This window comes from Candidatus Binatia bacterium, assembly GCA_036563615.1.
Lineage (GTDB): Bacteria > Desulfobacterota > Binatia > UBA12015 > UBA12015 > DATCMB01.
The window spans coordinates 54,394-71,049 of record DATCMB010000009.1; the positions used below are offsets into that span (position 1 = coordinate 54,394).

Genomic DNA, 16,656 nt, shown 5'->3' on the forward strand with positions numbered 1-16,656 from the left:
GTCGCGCGCGGCGCTACTTGACGAGCAGGATCGGGCAGCGGCAGAGGATCGCCGTCTTGTAGCTCGTCGTGCCGAGGCCCTGCGGACCCTTCTTCGCCTCGACGCGGTGCGACGCCATGACGATGACGTCGGCGCGCATGCGTTCTGCGTGCTTGACGATGTCCACCATGGGCTCGCCGATCACGACCTCGCAGCGCACGGTGACGCCCTTCTTGGTGATGCTCTTCGCCGCCGCGGCGAGCTTGCGGCGCGCGGTCTTCTCGAGCTGCGTGTAGAAGCTCTTGAGCTCGGCGGCCGGCAGGCCGTCGATGCGCTGGATCACGTGCAGCAGCGTGACCGTCCCCGAGCTCGCCGCAGCGAGCTCCGCCGCGACGCGCAGCGCGCGCTCGTTGCGGCTCGAGAGGTCGATCGGGGCGAGGATGCGCTTGAACATGCTCTCGGATTGCCCTGTCGCCCGCGCCCTTGCAAGGCGATGGCGTCGAGCCGACGCGCCCGCAACGAGGAGCGCTGCACGAGAGTGCCGCACGCGTGCGCGCGCGGCGCGCGTGGCCCTCGCGACCGGCCGCGCGCCGTGCGTCGCGTCGAGTCACGTCACGTCGTCACATCATCCGACGCAGCAGCGCCTCGGCCTCGACGAGCGTCATGCTCCTCGGCACCGGGTAGTCGCGGTGCGCCTCGATCATCGCCGCGCGCGCGATCTCGCCGACGTCGCCCGGGCGCAGCGCGTCGATCTTGTCCGGGATGCCGACGGTGCGGTTCAGCTCGCGCACGCGTTCGACGAAACGCTCGGCGAGCGCCGCCCGCGACTCGCCCTCGCTGCCCGCGCCGATCGCGACCGCCAGCTCGGCGAGGCGCTTCTGCGCGCGCGGCTCGTCGAGCACGTAGTCCAGCACGTAGGGCAGGATGATCGCGTTCGCGAGCCCGTGCGGGACGCCGTACATGCCGCCGATCTTGTGCGAGAAGGCGTGCACGTAGCCGACGTACGCCTTGGTGAAGGCGAGCCCGGCGTGGAACGCGGCGACCGCCATGGCCTCGCGCGCTTCCAGATCCTCGCCGTGCTCGTAGGCGCGCGGCAGGCTCGAGAAGATCATGCGGGTCGCGGCGATGCTGTGCGACGCCGTGTCGGCGTGCGGCCAGCGGTTGATGTACGCCTCGACCGCGTGCGTCAGCGCATCGAGCCCGGTCGCGGCGGTGATCGGCTTCGGCATGCCGGTCATGAGCGTCGGGTCGAGCGCGGTCGCGAGCGGCACGAGGCGCGGGTCGATCACCGCGGCCTTCGCGTGCGCCACCGGATCGGTCACCACCGCGGCGACCGTCACCTCCGAGCCCGTCCCTGCGGTGGTCGGGATCGCGTAGAGCGGCAGCAACGGCTTTCCGACCTTCAGCACGCCGACGAGCTTGTGCGGCGGCTTGCCGCTCACCGCCATCGCGTCGATCACCTTGGCGGCGTCGATCACCGAGCCGCCGCCGACCGCGAGGATCGCGTCGCTGCGGTGCGCGCGCACCGCCGCGAGCCCGGCCTCGAGCACCGGGTAGGTCGGATCGGGCGTGATCGCGTCGTGCACCGCGACGTCGATCCCGTGCGCGGCGAGCGCGTCGCGCAGCGGATCGATGAGGCCGAGCTTGTTCAGCACCGCGTCGGTGATGATCATGACGCGCTCGACGCCGGACTGTCCGATCGTCGCGCACAGCCGGCGCGCCGAGCCCGGGCCGACGAACGCCGCCGGACGCGGGATCGCGACCACGCGCGACACCGGCCACTGCAGCGGCTTCAGCGCCCGGTAGCCGAGCAGGCGCAGCTCGAACAGCGCGGGCGAATTCCAGTCGATGCTCTCGGTGAGGTTCACCCGCTCCTCTATGGTGATCGCGGCCGCGCGGCGCCACCCGGGCCGGACCGCTCGCGTCGAGCCGCGCGCGCGAGGTAAAGCGGGGGCAGGGGAGGCGTGATGGTGGCGTCGGCTCGGTGCAGGCGGGGTGCGCGATGACGCTCGGCTCGACGCCGGGACAGGCCGCCGCCTCCGCGCGCGACGAGGACGCGCCGTTCGTCTGCCCGCACTGCGCGGGCGCGCTCGGCGCAGACGACGCGCAGTGGGAATGCCGCGGCTGCGGACGTCGCTTCCGCGCCGTGCTCGGCATCCCGGATCTGCGCGTGCCGCTCACCATGCCGGCGGTCGACTACGACGCCGACTGGCGCGACGCCTGCGACCTCGCCGAGATGTACGCGCGCAGCTCGCTCTTCGAGCTCGTCGAGGTGCTGTGGCCGCGCCGTCTCGCCGGCGAGAAGCGCTTGCGCGCCATGGCCGACATGCGGAACTTGCAGCTCCAGGCCGCGCCGCGGCGCTACGCGCGCGACCTCGCGGACTCGGGCTGGCTCGGCGCGCTGGTCGCGGGCCGCCGCTGCGAGCGCGTGCTCGACCTCGGCTGCGGCGCGGGCGGCTTCCTCGCGCCCGCGGCGCGCCGCTTCCCGGACGCGATCGGCGTCGACCTGTCGCTCGCCTGGCTCGTCGTCTGCCGCAAGCGGCTCGAGGAGGAGGGCGTCCGCGCGCGTCTCGTCTGCGCCTGCGCCGAGCGCTTGCCGCTCGCGCCGGAGCGTCTCGCTCTCGTCGTCTCGCCGGACGTCATCGAGCACGTCGAGGACCGCGACGCGGTGCTGCGCGAGGCGCGCCGCGTGCTGCGTCGGGGCGGGCTCTTCGTGTGCACGACGCCGAACCGCTTTAGCTTGACGGCGGAGCCGCACTACAAGATCTGGGGCGTGGGCTTGCTGCCGCGCGCCTGGATGAACGGCTACGTCCGCTGGCGCACGGGTCAGGACTACCACTCGATCCATCTGCTCTCGGCGCGCGACCTGCGGCGTCTGTTCGCGCGTCACTTCCCGAACGGCTGCCGGATCCTGGTGCCCGACGTGCCGCCCGAGGAGATCGCGATCTTCCACCCCGCGAAGCGCGCGGCGGCGCGGCTCTACAATCGCGTCATCCAGAACGGGATCGTTTGCGCGGCATTGCTCGCTGTGGCGCCCTACTTCCGCGTCGTCGCCGAGAAGGAGCGCTGAGGGCGACGGCCGCTCGCGCTCGGCGCGAGCTCGCTAGCGCGGCTCGCTCGACGCTTGACCGGCGAGCGAGCCGTACGCGCGACCCTTCCACGCCGCGCCGACGCCGCGGTAGTGACGCCACGCCGACGAGATCGTCATCGCGGTGTAGAGCGCGGCCGAGACGGGCAGGGCGAGCGCCCACTCCGGCGCGCAGCCGAGCCAGCGCACCATCGGGTGGTACGTGCGCACCATCGCCACGTACGCGACGAGGCCGAGGAGCCGCGCGCCGAGCGTCCCGAACAGGATCGCCGCGATCGGCACGAAGAAGATGAACGCGAGGCCGAGCACGCAGCCGACGAGGATCAGCGGGTTCAGCCGCAGCTGCGTGTAGGCGCTGCGCGCCACCATGTTCCACACGTCGGCGAGCGTCGGGTAGCCGCGCGTCGAGTTGACGCCGGCGTCGTAGCCGAGCCAAAGGCGTCCGCCCGCGTCCTTGCACGCGCGCGCGAGCGAGCAGTCGTCGATCACCGCGTCGCGGATCGCCGCCATGCCGCCGATCCGCCGCAGCAGCTCGGCGCGCACCAGCACGCAGCCGCCGGCCGCGCCCGCCGTGCGCGAGCGATCGTTCGCCGTGCCGCGGAACGAGTACAGCGTCGCGAAGAAGTAGGTGAAGGCCGGGATGAGAAGCTTCTCGGCGGCGGTGAGGCAGCGCAGGCGCGCCATCACCGAGACCATGTCGCGTCCGTGGAGACGCGCGGTGGCGAGCAGGCGGTCGAGCACGCCGGGCGCGTGCGCGACGTCGGCGTCGGTGAGCCAGATCCACTCGGCGCCGCGCGCGAGCGCCTGCGCGACGCCCTGCTCCTGCGCCCACACCTTGCCGGTCCAGCCCGCGGGCAGCGGCGCGCCCGAGAGCACGGTGAGCCGTTCGGAAGCACCGTGCTCTTCCGCGATCCGGCGCGCGATCTCCGCCGTGCCGTCGGTCGAGTGGTCGTCGACCAGGATCACCTGCAGGTCGTCGCGCTGCGTGAGCAGCGAGCCCAGCGTGCGCGGCAGCTCCTGCGCCTCGTTGCGCGCCGGAACGACGGCGACGATGCGCGCGTCGCGCGCGAGCTCGTCCGGCGTGACGCCGGCCTCGTCCGGGGTGGCGAGACGCGGCTCGATCCGCCAGTGCGAGCCAAAAAGCGCGTGCGCGCACCACACGACCGCGACCACCGCCACGAGCCACAGCATGGCGCGAGTCTTGGCAAACGACGCGGCGGGTTGCGAGTGACGGCGGAGAGCGGCGGGGCCGCGCGCGGCCTTGCGGTGACGGCGTGGAGAACCGCGACGCTACGCGCGCTTCTTGCGGCTTCCCGCCTTGCGCGCCTTGCCGGCCTTGCGCGCGCCGCTCGCGGGCGGGTTCGCGTCGAGCTCGGGGTAGCGGCGGAAGATCCCCTGCTCGTTGAACGGGATGCGCCGCTCGGAGGCGAGATACGCGGCGATGCGCGGTCGCTCGGCGACGCGGTCGCGCAGCGCCATGAGCAGCGGCAGCTTGCGCTCGACGCGCGTCATCGCGTTCGGGAATGCGTAGCGCAGCCCCTCGACGACCTGGAACGCGCACAGGTCGGCGTAGGTGAGGTCGCGGCCGACGAGCCAGCGTCCGCGGCTCGCGCGATTGCGCTCGAGGATCTGCTCGAGCCAGCCGAGGTACTTCGGGATGCGCTCGTCGACGAACGACTCCGCGCGCCGCTTCGCCTCCTTGCGCTGGTCCTCGTAGTAGAGGCTCGACGCGATCGGGTGGTGCGTGTCGTGCGCCTCGGCGACGAGGTCGGCGATGGTGAGCGCGATCTGGCTCGCCTCGGCGCGCAGCGCCTCGTCGGCGGGCACGAGCCCGAGCTTCGGCGCGAGGAAGGCGAGGATGTTCGCGGTCTGCGAGACGATCGTGCGTCCCACCTTGACGAACGGCGGCGCGAACGGCAGCGCGCCGCGCTCCTCGCCTTCGAGGAAGCGCATCATGCGCGCCATGCCGCCCTTCTCGCGCGCCACGTCGACGTAGTCGGCGCCCGCTTCCTCGAGCGCGAGACGGACGAACTCGCCGCGTCCCTGGATCATGGGCCAGTAGTAGAGCTCGATGCGGGGTACGCGCTTCGCCATGGTGCGTAGTTTCTCCTTGTCGTTCGTCGCGTCCGAGGTCGACGGCGGCGCCAGCATACGCCGGACCGACTGTCTGCAATAGATCGGTCGCGTCGGCGCGTCCTCCCCCGAAGTCATCGTGACGCGCCAGGTCGGCGCCGTCGCCAGGTGCGCGCGCAGCGGCTGCGCGCACGATCCAGGACGGACTCGGGAGGGAGCCATGAAGACCAGGAGCATCGAGCGACGGCGCGGGCGCGCCGTCCTGCGAACGTACGTGCGAGGCGCCGGCATGCTGCTCGTCGCCGCGGGCGTGGTCGCGGTCGCGGCGGAGGCGCAGGCGAACGTCCGCGCGCGCTTCGCGCGCGGCAGCGGCGTGCTGACCGTGATCGGCAGCCGCGAGAACGACCAGATCCGCGTGTCGCGCCTGCTCTCCGGCGCGATCCTCGTCAACGAGGGCGCGGTGCCGATCGTCGGCGGCGCGCCGGACATCCACAACACGCGCCGCGTCGTGGTGCGCGGCGGCAGCGGCAACGACCGCCTCGAGATCGACGAGCGTCAGGGCCCGCTGCCCCCCGCGGTCCTGATCGGCGGGCCGGGCGACGACGAGCTGCTCGGCGGCGTCCGCGACGACGACCTGCGCGGCGGTCCGGGCAGGGACACGCTGCAAGGCCGAGGCGGTGACGACCGCATCCGCGGCGACGGCGGCAACGACCGGATCGTCTGGTACGCCGGCGACGGAGTGGACCGCATCGACGGCGGCGCCGGCATCGACCAAGCGCGCATCCACGGCGCCAGGACGCGGGAGAACGTCATCGACATCCGCCCCGACGGCCGCTTCGTCGCGGTGCTGCTGTTCGACGCTCAGAGCTCGCTGCGCCTCGACCACCTGCGCGTCGAGCGCTTCCACCTCGAAGGCGGCGACAAGAACGACGTCATCACCGGCTGGCCCAGCCTCGGGAAGGGCGTGACGCTCGCGGTCTACGCGGGCGACGGCGACGACGTCGTGACCGGCACGAACGGTCCCGACGACCTGATCGGCAACGGCGGCAACGACACGCTCATCGGCCTCGGCGGCGACGACTACCTGGTCGGCGAAACGGGCGACGACGTCCTGTCCGGTGGCGACGGCGACGACGTCCTGCTCGGCGGCGAAGGCCGCGACTCGATCGACGGCGGCCCGGGGATCGACGTCGCGGAGGAGGGGGAGATCGTCGTCAACGTGCCGTGAGCTAGGAGGCGAACGTGGCGCGCGGAACGTCGTAGCTTCGTTCCGCGCTCCACGTTCCAGCCGGATCCTTCACCCGCCGACGACGCGGGCCTCGCGGAAGAAGTCGGCCGGCATCGGCGTCGCGAGCCGCCACACCACGTTGATCGGCCGCTCGCCGTGCCAGCTCACGACCTCGGCCGAGCCGAGCAGCATGTAGGGCTGTGTGCGGCCGCGCGTGTCGTCCGCCGCATCCCGGACGAAGAGCAGCGGCGTGACGCCAGCAGCGCGCGGGTCGACGTGGCGCAAGCCGGGCTCGCGGTCGGGAACCGCGTGATTTTGCGATTGCCAGTGCAGCTCGGTCGGCGAGATCGCGTAGTCCTTGTACATGGTGGTCGGCGTGTAGTCGCGCTCGGACTTGCGGAGCGTCACGAAGAGCAGGTCGGTACGCGTACGACGCTCGAGGAAGACGCCCTGCTGCGGTCGGAGGACGCGGCCATGCTGGGTGACGACGTCGAACGCGGCCATGATCTGGACGAGCGAGTAGCGGCAGTGCAGCAGCAGGGGTACGTCCGAGCCGCCGTCGCCCGGTAGCTCGAGCGGCCGCGGCTCGTGCTCGATGCGCGCGAGCAGCACTTCGAAGAGCGCCAGCATCTCCGCGCGCAGCGCCGGCGACCACAGGCGTCGCAGCACCCCTGCGAGATCCACGGGGGCTTCGCGGTCGAACGTCGCCGCGAGCATCAGCCAGCGCCGGCGCGCTCGCTCATCCGATGCGTGTGGGTCAGGCGGCTCCGGGTGCTGCAGAGCACCGATCCACTGCGTCAAGCATTCGGGATCGTCGAAGGTGAGCAGCGTCTCGAGGCGCCGCGCGAGCTCCTCGTCATCCAGCGTCGCGTCCGGTGCGGGCAGGCCCGCCGCGCGACGTAGATCGAGCCAGGTACGGCCGTTGCGATAGACGTCGTCGAGCTCGAGCGCCGCGTGCTCGAGGAAGTCGGCGAGCCCGATGTCCTCGCGCCGCGTCTCGCCGAGCACGCGACGCAGCTCCTGCGCGAGGTGGCGCGGCGCGCTGCTGAGCGCGCGCCGGACGTTCTCGAGGACGCGCTGCTGCGCCTCTCGCTCGAGCCGGATCGCGCAGCCGGACGGCAACAGCGGAAAGCCCTCCTCGATCTCGCGCGGGAGCGCGCGGCGCGTCGCCCCGGTCAGCGCGCGGAAGCGGAGATCGAACCGGAAGCGCTCGTGCGGCTTGCCGATGAAGTCGAGCACGGTGACGCAGTCCTTGTCCTCGTGACGGCGGAGACCGCGGCCGAGCTGCTGCAGGAACACGGTCGCGCTCTCGGTCGGCCGCAGCATCAGGATCGTGTCGACCTCCGGGATGTCGACGCCTTCGTTGAACACGTCGACCGCGAACAGAACGTTCACTTCGCGCTCGCGCAGGCGGCGGATCGCGTCGGCGCGCTCATCGGACAGATGCTCGCCGGTCACGGCGAGCGCCGGGATGCCGGCCGCCGTGAAGCGCTCGGCCATGAAGCGCGCGTGTGCGACGCCCACGCAGAAGCCCAGCGCCCGCATGCGACGCGGGTTCGCGACGTGGTCGCGCACCGCTCGCAGGACCAGTTGCGCGCGCGCATCGTCGCCCGTCAGCACGCCCTCGAGCTGGACGGGGTCGTAGCCGCGCCGCCACGTGATGCGCGACAGATCGACGTGGTCCGCGATGCCGAAGTACTGGAAGGGGACGAGCAGCGCGCGGTCGATCGCGTCCCAGAGGCGAAGCTCTGCTGCGACGCGATGGTCGAACCAGCGCGTCACGTCCTCGCCGTCGGCGCGCTCGGGTGTCGCGGTCAGCCCGAGGAGCTCCTTCGGACGCAAGCGTCGGAGCAGGCGATCGTAGGTCGGTGCCGCTGCGTGGTGGAACTCGTCGACGATCACGACGTCGAAGGCGTCGGGTGCGAGACGGTCGACGACACCGGGGCGCGACAGCGACTGGATCGAGGCGAAGACGTGGCGCTCGTTTTCGGGTCGATGGCCTTCGACGTAGAGCGCGCCGAAGCTCGGGTCGCGCAGCGCCATGCGGAACACTGCGCGACTCTGCTTCAGGATCTCGGCACGGTGAGCGACGAAGAGCAGACTTGGCCGATCGAGCTCGCTCCACAGGCGGCGGAAGTCGAGCGCTGCGATCACGGTCTTGCCGGTGCCGGTTGCCGCGACGATCAGGTTGCGATGGCGACCGTGCACACGACGCTCGACGTCGAGCCGCTCGAGGATCGCTTGCTGGAAGGGGTACGGATGGAGGTCGAGCGTCGGCAGGTAGCCGGCGTCGCCGTCGTCGCTGCCACGTTCGCGTGCCAGGGCGCGCTCGAAGCGCGTCGCATCGCGGTCTGGTGAGTAGGGCTCGAAGTCCTCGTCGGCCCAGTATGACTCGAACGTCTTTGCGAACTTGTCGAGCACGCGTGGGCTCTCGACGGCGGAGATCCGCACGTTCCACTCGAGCCCATCGGTGAGCGCGGCAGCGGAAAGATTCGAAGAGCCGATGTAGGCGGTCGAAAAGCCGCTCTCGCGATGGAAGAGCCACGCCTTGGCGTGCAGGCGCGTCGCACGCGTGTCGTAGGAGACGCGCACCTGCGCGCCGAGCCCGACGAGCTCGTCGAGCGCGCGCCGATCGGTCGCGCCGAGGTACGTCGTGGTCAGAACGCGCAGCGGACGGCGTCGCACCGTGGTGTGCTCCCGCAGCGCGTCGCGCAGGCGCACGAAGCCCGACCACTTCACGAACGAGCACAGGAGATCGATCCGGTCGGCCGACGCGATCTCGCGCTCGAGCTCGTGACCGACGCGGTGCTCGTGCGGCGCGTTGGTCAGCAGGACCGAGTCCGCGAGCGGGATGCCGGGCCGCTTCGGCGGCGCACCGTCGGACAACGCCGCGCGGCGGACGAGCGCGGTGAGGAGCTTGGGTTGAATCGGCCGCTCGCGACGGTCCTCGGGCAGCAGGTCCGCGAGCTCCTCCTCGACCACCGCGAGGATGCGCTCGACGAGACGGACCTGTCGCTCGAGACGCGTCTCCTCCGGAAAGGTGTGCAGTGCCCACTCGAGCAGGCGACGCAGGTGGCGCGCGAGAACCTGATGGCTCGTGGCTGGATCGAGCGGCGCGACGTCGGGATCGAGCTCACCGTCGCGAGCGACGGCGGCGAGCGCGCGGGCGAGGTCGGCGGTGACGAGCTCTTCGTAGAGGCCGGGGACGAGCTTGCGGAACACGCGCCGCGTTGTCGGGTTTGCCGCAGCGGCGGTCAACCTTCGAGGCGCATCATCGCTTCGGCCCCGTGCCCGTCGTCGCTCGACCTACTGCGGGTCGCAGCGCTCCGGCGTGCACGCGCCCGCGCGCTCGTCGCTGCTTTCCACCGCGTTGCTTTCCTCCGCCGAGCGCGTCGTGCCGACCTCCGACAGCAGCGCTTGCAGCTCCGCGCCGAGCAGCAGGTCGTCGTGCACGCCGAACACCTGGCGGCGGCGGCGGCCCTGGGCATCGATCAAAACGGTGGTCGGCGTGCCCTGCATGGCGTAGGCGCGCATGGTGCGCGGGATCGGGTCGCCGTCGGGGCCGGGCGCGTCGACGCCGACCGGGAAGCGGATCTGGTACTCGTGCAGGAACGCGCGCAGCGCGGGCAGCTGCATCGCCTCGTGGTGCTCGAACACGGTGTGCAGCCCGACGACGACGAGCGGCGCGCCGGCGAACAGGTCCGCGACCCGCTGCGCCTGCGGCAGGCCGCGCGAGACGCAGCCGGGGCAGAGCATCTGGAACGCGTGCAGCATGACGACGCGGCCGCGCAGCTTCTCGAGCGTGAGCGGCTCGGGCGTGTTGAACCAGGCGATCGTCTGCCACTCGGGCGCGGGCCGCGGCCGCATCAGAAATCTCCTTGCTTGACGTACGGCTGGCTCCACAGCGTGACCTGCAGCAGGACCGACTTGAGCCACGCGGCGTGCATCTTGTCGACATCCTCGGCCGAGTGCCCCTTCTTCGCGAGGAACGGCTTCAGCGTCGCGGTGATCGGGTAGATCAGCGGAACGAGGTAGCGGAAGGGCACGATGTCGCTCGCCGCGACGCCGTCGGTCGCGTTCTTCTTCGCGCGGTGGTGGCGCAGCGCGATCTCGTGCTGCCAGTCGAGCCACGCCTGATCGTAGCTCGCGCGTGCGGTGTCGAGGATCCACTGACCGAAGCGCTTGCGCACCGCGGCGAGGTAGTCGCCGATCGGCTCGCCGCTGCGCTCGTCGGCGAACGTCGCGACCAAGTGCGGGTGCGAGCCGACGAAGCCGTACCAGACGTCGAGGATGGCCTCGACCTGGTCGGCGAGCACGTCGTGCGACGCGCGCAGCCAGCGCACGTCCTCGTCGTCGAACGCGACGCTCTTCTTCATGAGCTCGAACTCCTCGAGCGTGACGGGGGAGCGTGCGAGCGTCGCGCTACCGTAGGCGTATCCGGGGATGCTCACGATCGACCTCCTTTGCGTGCTTCGCCGTCATCCGGCGTTGACCAGCCTTTCCCAGGACTCGCGTCGCTGCTCCGCCGACGCCTCCTCGTGCTCGGCGCAGTCGAGCCGTAGATCCGTGCCGCGCATCGGCGCGTCGACCAGCGCGCAGTGGTGCGGTCGCGGTCCCGCGTGGACGTTGGGCCGGAAGTAGGTGCAGCTCACGCACATGCGGCTCGGCGGGATCTGGCCGTTCTCCTGTAGCGTACGGATCATCTTGACGAGCGCGCCGAACACCGCCTCGCGCTCGCCCTCGGACAGCGTGCCGACCGCGGCGGCGAGGAACTCGGGCCAGGCCTGCGCGCGCGTCGCGCGCGTGCGGCCGCGTGCGGTGAGCGAGAGCAGGCTCGCGCGCGGGTGACGCGGATCCGGCTTGCGCGCGATCAGGCCCTTCTCGGCGAGGACGCGCACGGAGTCGCTGATGGTCGGCAGCGTGAGTCCGAGGCGGCGCGAGAGCTCGGTGGCGCTCTGCGGGCCGTCGGTCGCGAGCGTGGCGAGGATCTGGCCCTGGGTCGGCGACAGGCCCTCGTCGCTCGCCTGCAGCCAGGTCTGCTGCTTCATCGCGAGCCCGAGCTTGTGCAGCGCGGTGACGATGCGCTGCTCGAGCGGCTGCTGCGCGGCGTCGGGCGGCGGGGCGGGGCGTCGCGGCATGCGCGACAAGTATATTAGGAGTCCGAACTAGTCAAGCGACCGCGCCGACCGCTCACGTGCTTTCGAGGTCGCCGCGGCGGCGACGCCGATCACGACGCCAATGCTCGGTCCTCTGCTGCGGCTGGCACGCCGACGTTCGCCCGTTCGCGGAGCGCGAACGCCGAAATCCCACGGATCGTCCCGTGCGCTCGAAGCCGCGCACGCCGGCGCCGGCGTCGAGCGCGACGCGGCCGGTGCGCTGGTAGGTGTCGAGCAGCGCGGCGACGCGGGCCCGCCAGGCGCTGGCGCGCGACGACGACGGCTCGGCCTCGCGCTGCGCGACGACGCCCATCGTCAAGTACTGGTGCGGCGCGCCGCCGCCCGCGGGCGCGGCGTCGCTGAACCACGCGTGCCCTTCGCGACGCAACCGCAAGAGCGTGGCAAGCGTCGCGGGTTCGCTCGTGTAGCGGCCGAACGGCACCGGCTCGAGCAGCAGCTCGCGCAGCGCGAAGCCGCGCGCCTGCAGCCGCGCGATCACCTGCAGCGGATCGCTCAGCGAGCCGAACAGCAGCGCGAGCCCGCGCACCGAGCCCGGCACGCCGTCGACGATCGCATCGAGGATCGAGGTGCCACGCGGTCCGCCGTCGACCGCGGAGCCGCGGCCGCCGGGAACGTACGGCGGGTTCGATACCACGAGATCGACGTCGCCGATCGCGAACCGTCCGCTGACGACGTCGCGCCAGCTCGCGTGGTGTGCGGACACGCGACCGTCGAGCCTGCTGCGAAGGATGTTCGCGTGCGCGCGGGCGACGTTCTCGCGGATCAGATCGACGCCGACCACGCGCGCCGCTCCGGCGCGAGCGGCCTCGAGCGTCGGCGTGCCGACGCCGCAGCCGACGTCGAGCACGTGCCGTGCGCCGAGGTGTCGCACCGCGCGGTAGACGAGCTCGCCGAAGAGCCTGGTTTCGAGAGCGTCGTCGAGCGTCGCGCGAAACGCGTCGGACGTGCGGTCGTCCTCCGGAGGCGGCGGCTCGAACCTGTCACGCCATCCCACCTGGAACGTCATGACGGCGCTCCCGCGCGCGTCGCCGCGCGACACTCGCGCGCCGTCGCCGCGCCGGCGAGTCCTTCCACCAGTCGTTGCTGCTCGTAGCCGAGCAGCAGCTCGTGCCGTCGTTCGGGGAAACGCTCGCACAGTGGCTGCACGACCTGCTCGACCATCCACGCGCCGTGACGCCGATCCTCGCGGATGTGCAGCGCCCAGTAGTCGTCGTGCCCGTCGGAGAGGCCGAGCCGCGCTGCGGCGCGCGCGTAGCCCTGGAAGCTCGCCGGCGTCGACACCTCCGTGAAGGTGAAGGCGCCGCAGAAGCGCAGGTAGAGCTGCTTGCGCTCGGCGAGCGTGAACGCGTGGTTGATCGCGCCGAGCACCTGCCAGGGGACGGAGTCGAGGTACGCCTCGGGCGTTGCGTCCATCCCTTGGTCCTCGAGCATGCGCGCGAAGAACGTCGAGTGCTTCTTCTTCGGCAGGCCGTTGCCGTACTCCTCGAGAAAGATGCGCGTGAGCGTGCTCTGCACGGGGCTCGGCGCGCCGCCGAGCGCACGCGAGAGCTGGCTCGCCTCGACGAGCCCGTTCACCGACGCGATCTCGAGCAGCCGACGGTAGCCGCCGAGGTCGATCTCCTCGGCGAAGAAGCGCTGGTCCGCGGTGTCGGACGGCGTCGCGTCGCGCTCGGCGCGCGTGCGGATCGCTTCGGGCGGGTCGTCGTCGGCGACCGCGTCCGACGGCACCCGCTGCAGGAGCCAGCGCTGCCACGGCGTTTCGAGCGCCTCGTGCAGCCGCGCGAGCGTGACGGAATTCTCATTGACGTAGCGCCCGGGGTCGTCGAACCAGTAGAGCTCGAGGCGATTGAGCTCGTAGAGCGCGCGCTGCACGCAGGCGCGCGCCCGCTCGGTCCGGTCGTCGGCAACGTCGTCTGGAACGGACCACGCGCGCTCGCTCTCGTGCGCGAGATCGCTCTGCAGGGCGCCGGCGATGCAGGAGTCGCGGCGGGCGCGCACGTCGAGGTCGGGGGTCGAGATCAGCGCGCGGACCCTCTCCGCGGTCTCGGTGACGGCGCTGCGGTGCTCGATCGACATTCGAATCCTTTCGCAAGCTGCGCGCTGGGCGCGGCTCTGGCCTTTGCGGTGACGAACCGGATGCAACCGCCGTCCGCTCGGTATGTCGCTCGACCTGACGATCTCGCCGAGTCGGGCGACTCCCTCGACGTTCGAAAGAACTTCGTCGCGGCGTGTAAGGCTTGCTCTTCTCTGTCGCGAAAACGCCTGCCCGCTCGCCGGACGACGGCTCGTCGTGGGTTCAGTGCAAGTCGGCGGCCACAGCGGGCGAGCGCCGTGCCCTCATTCGAGGCAGCGACGTTCGAGGTGGCGCGGTCGCTGAAGAGCGGTCGCGGCCGCGCCATGTCACACCGCACCGCGGCATCTCGTCTTCGCGTCGGACGTACTAGAGAAGGAGGCGACGATGACGCTGCCGTCAGATCAGCAGGACGCCGCCGCGACGTTCGATCCGCTGCGGCCGATGCTCGTGCGCGTCGCGTACCGCATGCTCGGCTCGGTCGCGGACGCGGAGGACGTCGTGCAGGAGGCGTTCCTGCGCTGGCTCGACACCGACCGCGCCGCCGTGCGCGAGCCCGAGGCGTTCCTGCGCCGCGTGGTGACGCGGCTCTGCCTCGACGTGCTGAAGTCCGCGCGCCACCGGCGCGAGACGTACGTCGGGCCGTGGCTGCCCGAGCCGATCGTGCAGGACGTCGACCCTGCGGGGCAGGGCGAGGTCGAGGACGTGACGCTGCCGCTGCTGCTCGCGCTCGAGCGCCTGTCGCCGCTCGAGCGGGCGGCGTTCCTGCTGCACGACGTCTTCGGCGTCGGCTTCGAGGAGATCGCGGAGACCATCGGCCGCGACCCCGCCGCATGCCGCCAGCTCGCGAGCCGGGCGCGCGCGCACGTGCGCGCGGCGCGGCCGCGCTTCGCGGTGTCGCGCGAGCGTGGGCTCGAGATCGCGCAGGCGTTCTTCGCCGCGTCGCGCTCGGGCGACATGGAGCGCCTGCGGACGCTGCTCGCGGCGGACGTCACCGCGCAGGCGGACGGCGGCGGCCGGATCCCTGCCTCGACGCACACCTTCGTCGGGCGCGACGAGGTGCTGCGGCTGCACGAGACGCTGGCGGCGCTCTTCGCGGCGCAGCCGTCGCGGCTCGTGCGCTACGGCCTGATCAACGGTCTGCCGGGCTTCGTCTCGATCGAGCAGGGCGACGTCCTGCAGACCACCGCGTTGCAGGTCGAGGACGGCAAGATCGTCGCGATCTACGTCGTGCGCAATCCCGACAAGCTGCGGCACCTCGGAGGGGATGGTCATGTCGTTCACTGAGGTGGCAGGTCTTGCGCGCGACGCGCGCGTGCGGGTCGCGGTGGTCTACCACAGCGGGTTCGGACACACGGCGCGTCAAGCAACGGCGGTCGCGGCCGGCGTCGAGCAGGTCGCGGGCGCGCGGGCGCTGCTGCTGACCGTCGAGGAGGCGGTCACGCGCTGGGACGACCTCGAGGCCGCCGACGCGATCGTCTTCGGCGCGCCGACCTACATGGGCGGCCCGTCGGCCGCGTTCCAGGCGTTCGCCGAGGCCACGTCGCGTCCCGTGCTCGCGCGCGGCATGCGCTGGCGCGACAAGGTCGCCGCGGGCTTCACCAACTCCGGCTCGAGCGCGGGCGACAAGCTCGCGACGCTGGTGCAGATCGCGCTCTTCGCGGCGCAGCACGGGATGCACTGGGTGAGCCTCGGCGTGGCGCCGACCGGGCGGGCGTCGACGGCGACGGACGACGAGGTGAACCGGCTCGGCTTCTGGCTCGGCGCGGCGGCGCAGTCGAACATCGACCAGGGTCCGGACGCCGCGCCGCCGGAGGCGGATCTCGAGACCGCGCGGGTGCTCGGCAGGCGGGTGGCGGAGGTGGCGCTGCAGCTCGCGCGCGGGCGGGAGAGCGAGCGGCGCGCCGTGGCCTGAGCGCGCGAACGGACAGGCGAGCGTCGCGCGGTGGCCTGAGCTCGAGAATGGGCAGGTGACGTCGCGCGGTTGCCTGAGCGACCGAGCGGCTACGCGGCGTCAGTCAACCGCTGTCTCACGGGCGCTGTACCGTGCGTGTCTCGAGCCGCCGCGTTTGCGGTGGCGGAAAGGAGACACGCCGATGCTGTCGCATCGCACGCAGGCTTTCGCTTCGCTCGCCCTCGGGCTGCTTGTCGCCGCCGCCGTCCTGCTGCCGCTCGACGCCGGCTCGTGGTGGGTCGGTCGCGCGGAGGCCGGCACGTACTGTACGAGCCGCGGCAACGCCACGTACTGCGACGACGGCACGACGTTCCACCAGTACGGCAACTACATCCGCTCGAACCGCGGCAAGAGCTGGCACCGCTACGGCTCGCACGTCTACGGCAGCGACGGCTCGTGGTACGCCGACCACGGCGACAGCGTGACGTCGTACTCGAAGCGTCGCCCGAGCGCGCTCGAGTCGCGCATCGTCCCCGAGGGGCTGTTCGGCCGCGGTGCGCGCAAGGACAAGTGAGGTGGGCGGCTTCTTCTGGGTGTTCTCCGGCCGCTGGGGCGACCCCGTGATGTGCTGGACCGAGCGCGAGGCCGAGGAGGTCGCGCGTCAGATCCTGGAGGAGGACCCGAGCGTCGCGCGGGTCGAGATCCGGTACGTCGGCAACCTGCTGCGGGTGATCGAGCGCGACGACTGACGGCACCCGAGCTCCGGGTCTCGGCCGAGCTACGAATGACTCTGGCCGCGACGAAGGAGCTGCGCGTCGGAGCGGACTGGCGAACCGCGAGGCGTCCGATCGAGACACAGCGGCTCGGGGCGGTTGTCGCCAGAGCCTTGGCGATTGCGGGCATCCGGTACCCCTCTGTCGCCGCGCGTGAGAAGAGGCTCAGCAGAGCCAACGTCGCCATCTCTCGCGCCGGTCTTGGGCCCGGTGACAGCGTCGAGATCATCGGACCTGGAGGCGAGCCGCTCGCGGCTTGGCCGCGACGGCAGAACGCGGACCACCTACCGCCACGCAAACGGCAGGGGCCCGGCGCCGCATCCCCGCGACGCCGGGCCCTCGCTTTCACCTCCTCACGTCAAACACCGACCAC

The 16,656-nt window shown here is 71.9% G+C and carries 16 protein-coding genes; 6 read left to right on the forward strand and 10 right to left on the reverse strand.

The window, feature by feature from the left end:
- Positions 1-13: 13 nt before the first annotated feature.
- Together VIS07_08010 and VIS07_08015 are read right to left on the reverse strand one after the other, a co-directional pair.
- Positions 14-433, reverse strand: a complete 420-nt coding sequence (locus VIS07_08010; GenBank protein ID HEY8515442.1) for a universal stress protein — start codon at positions 431-433, stop codon at positions 14-16.
- Between the two features lie 166 nt (positions 434-599).
- A complete protein-coding gene (locus tag VIS07_08015) occupies positions 600-1,847 on the reverse strand; it encodes an iron-containing alcohol dehydrogenase (protein ID HEY8515443.1) in 1,248 nt (415 codons plus the stop codon).
- Positions 1,848-1,981: 134 nt separating this feature from the next.
- Here VIS07_08015 and VIS07_08020 point away from each other — a divergent pair, with 134 nt between their 5' ends.
- Positions 1,982-3,049 carry a class I SAM-dependent methyltransferase gene (locus VIS07_08020; GenBank protein ID HEY8515444.1) on the forward strand — a complete coding sequence of 356 codons (1,068 nt, stop codon included), beginning with the start codon at positions 1,982-1,984 and terminating at the stop codon, positions 3,047-3,049.
- A gap of 33 nt (positions 3,050-3,082) precedes the next feature.
- Here VIS07_08020 and VIS07_08025 read toward each other — a convergent pair whose 3' ends face one another.
- Both VIS07_08025 and VIS07_08030 read right to left on the reverse strand, forming a co-directional pair.
- Entirely contained in the window at positions 3,083-4,258 is a 1,176-nt protein-coding gene (locus VIS07_08025) for a glycosyltransferase (protein ID HEY8515445.1), read from the reverse strand.
- Positions 4,259-4,357: 99 nt separating this feature from the next.
- Positions 4,358-5,161 (reverse strand): glutathione S-transferase, encoded by an 804-nt coding sequence (locus VIS07_08030; GenBank protein ID HEY8515446.1) that lies wholly within the window; start codon positions 5,159-5,161, stop codon positions 4,358-4,360.
- Positions 5,162-5,360: 199 nt separating this feature from the next.
- On the opposite strand from VIS07_08030, the gene VIS07_08035 reads away from it, so the two are divergent.
- Positions 5,361-6,368, forward strand: coding sequence for a calcium-binding protein (locus tag VIS07_08035; GenBank protein ID HEY8515447.1), 1,008 nt, complete (start codon positions 5,361-5,363; stop codon positions 6,366-6,368).
- 69 nt (positions 6,369-6,437) lie between these two features.
- Here the strand turns inward: VIS07_08035 and VIS07_08040 are convergent, their stop codons facing one another.
- The 6 genes from VIS07_08040 to VIS07_08065 form a co-directional block, all read right to left on the reverse strand.
- On the reverse strand, positions 6,438-9,590 hold the full coding sequence (locus tag VIS07_08040) for a DUF3427 domain-containing protein (protein ID HEY8515448.1): 3,153 nt from the start codon (positions 9,588-9,590) through the stop codon (positions 6,438-6,440).
- A gap of 84 nt (positions 9,591-9,674) precedes the next feature.
- Positions 9,675-10,235: a TlpA family protein disulfide reductase gene (locus VIS07_08045; GenBank protein HEY8515449.1), complete on the reverse strand. Its 561-nt coding sequence runs from the start codon at positions 10,233-10,235 to the stop codon at positions 9,675-9,677.
- A complete protein-coding gene (locus VIS07_08050; GenBank protein HEY8515450.1) occupies positions 10,235-10,822 on the reverse strand; it encodes a protoglobin domain-containing protein in 588 nt (195 codons plus the stop codon). Before VIS07_08050 ends, VIS07_08045 begins: the two co-directional genes overlap by 1 nt.
- 24 nt (positions 10,823-10,846) lie before the next feature.
- Positions 10,847-11,506: a MarR family winged helix-turn-helix transcriptional regulator gene (locus VIS07_08055; protein HEY8515451.1), complete on the reverse strand. Its 660-nt coding sequence runs from the start codon at positions 11,504-11,506 to the stop codon at positions 10,847-10,849.
- Between the two features lie 52 nt (positions 11,507-11,558).
- Complete coding sequence (locus VIS07_08060; GenBank protein HEY8515452.1) at positions 11,559-12,551, reverse strand: methyltransferase domain-containing protein; 993 nt, start codon at positions 12,549-12,551, stop codon at positions 11,559-11,561.
- Complete coding sequence (locus tag VIS07_08065; protein HEY8515453.1) at positions 12,548-13,621, reverse strand: iron-containing redox enzyme family protein; 1,074 nt, start codon at positions 13,619-13,621, stop codon at positions 12,548-12,550. The genes VIS07_08060 and VIS07_08065 overlap by 4 nt, the downstream gene beginning before the upstream one ends.
- 382 nt (positions 13,622-14,003) lie before the next feature.
- On the opposite strand from VIS07_08065, the gene VIS07_08070 reads away from it, so the two are divergent.
- From VIS07_08070 to VIS07_08085, 4 genes are all read left to right on the forward strand, one after another.
- On the forward strand, positions 14,004-14,903 hold the full coding sequence (locus tag VIS07_08070) for a sigma-70 family RNA polymerase sigma factor (GenBank protein HEY8515454.1): 900 nt from the start codon (positions 14,004-14,006) through the stop codon (positions 14,901-14,903).
- On the forward strand, positions 14,890-15,531 hold the full coding sequence (locus VIS07_08075; GenBank protein HEY8515455.1) for a flavodoxin family protein: 642 nt from the start codon (positions 14,890-14,892) through the stop codon (positions 15,529-15,531). Before VIS07_08070 ends, VIS07_08075 begins: the two co-directional genes overlap by 14 nt.
- A gap of 181 nt (positions 15,532-15,712) precedes the next feature.
- Positions 15,713-16,084 (forward strand): hypothetical protein, encoded by a 372-nt coding sequence (locus tag VIS07_08080; GenBank protein ID HEY8515456.1) that lies wholly within the window; start codon positions 15,713-15,715, stop codon positions 16,082-16,084.
- A 1-nt stretch (position 16,085) separates the two neighbouring features.
- Positions 16,086-16,259 carry a hypothetical protein gene (locus VIS07_08085; protein ID HEY8515457.1) on the forward strand — a complete coding sequence of 58 codons (174 nt, stop codon included), beginning with the start codon at positions 16,086-16,088 and terminating at the stop codon, positions 16,257-16,259.
- Positions 16,260-16,656 lie beyond the last annotated feature (397 nt).

What these genes read in the sequence shown, in the direction of transcription:
- VIS07_08075 (HEY8515455.1), top strand. Translation starts at nt 14,890, where the DNA reads ATGTCGTTCACTGAGGTGGCAGGTCTTGCGCGCGACGCGCGCGTGCGG.
- VIS07_08080 (HEY8515456.1), top strand. Translation starts at nt 15,713, where the DNA reads ATGCTGTCGCATCGCACGCAGGCTTTCGCTTCGCTCGCCCTCGGGCTG.
- VIS07_08045 (HEY8515449.1), bottom strand. Translation starts at nt 10,235, where the DNA reads ATGCGGCCGCGGCCCGCGCCCGAGTGGCAGACGATCGCCTGGTTCAAC.
- VIS07_08020 (HEY8515444.1), top strand. Translation starts at nt 1,982, where the DNA reads ATGACGCTCGGCTCGACGCCGGGACAGGCCGCCGCCTCCGCGCGCGAC.
- VIS07_08010 (HEY8515442.1), bottom strand. Translation starts at nt 433, where the DNA reads ATGTTCAAGCGCATCCTCGCCCCGATCGACCTCTCGAGCCGCAACGAG.
- VIS07_08055 (HEY8515451.1), bottom strand. Translation starts at nt 11,506, where the DNA reads ATGCCGCGACGCCCCGCCCCGCCGCCCGACGCCGCGCAGCAGCCGCTC.
- VIS07_08035 (HEY8515447.1), top strand. Translation starts at nt 5,361, where the DNA reads ATGAAGACCAGGAGCATCGAGCGACGGCGCGGGCGCGCCGTCCTGCGA.
- VIS07_08070 (HEY8515454.1), top strand. Translation starts at nt 14,004, where the DNA reads ATGACGCTGCCGTCAGATCAGCAGGACGCCGCCGCGACGTTCGATCCG.
- VIS07_08065 (HEY8515453.1), bottom strand. Translation starts at nt 13,621, where the DNA reads ATGTCGATCGAGCACCGCAGCGCCGTCACCGAGACCGCGGAGAGGGTC.
- VIS07_08060 (HEY8515452.1), bottom strand. Translation starts at nt 12,551, where the DNA reads ATGACGTTCCAGGTGGGATGGCGTGACAGGTTCGAGCCGCCGCCTCCG.
- VIS07_08030 (HEY8515446.1), bottom strand. Translation starts at nt 5,161, where the DNA reads ATGGCGAAGCGCGTACCCCGCATCGAGCTCTACTACTGGCCCATGATC.
- VIS07_08025 (HEY8515445.1), bottom strand. Translation starts at nt 4,258, where the DNA reads ATGCTGTGGCTCGTGGCGGTGGTCGCGGTCGTGTGGTGCGCGCACGCG.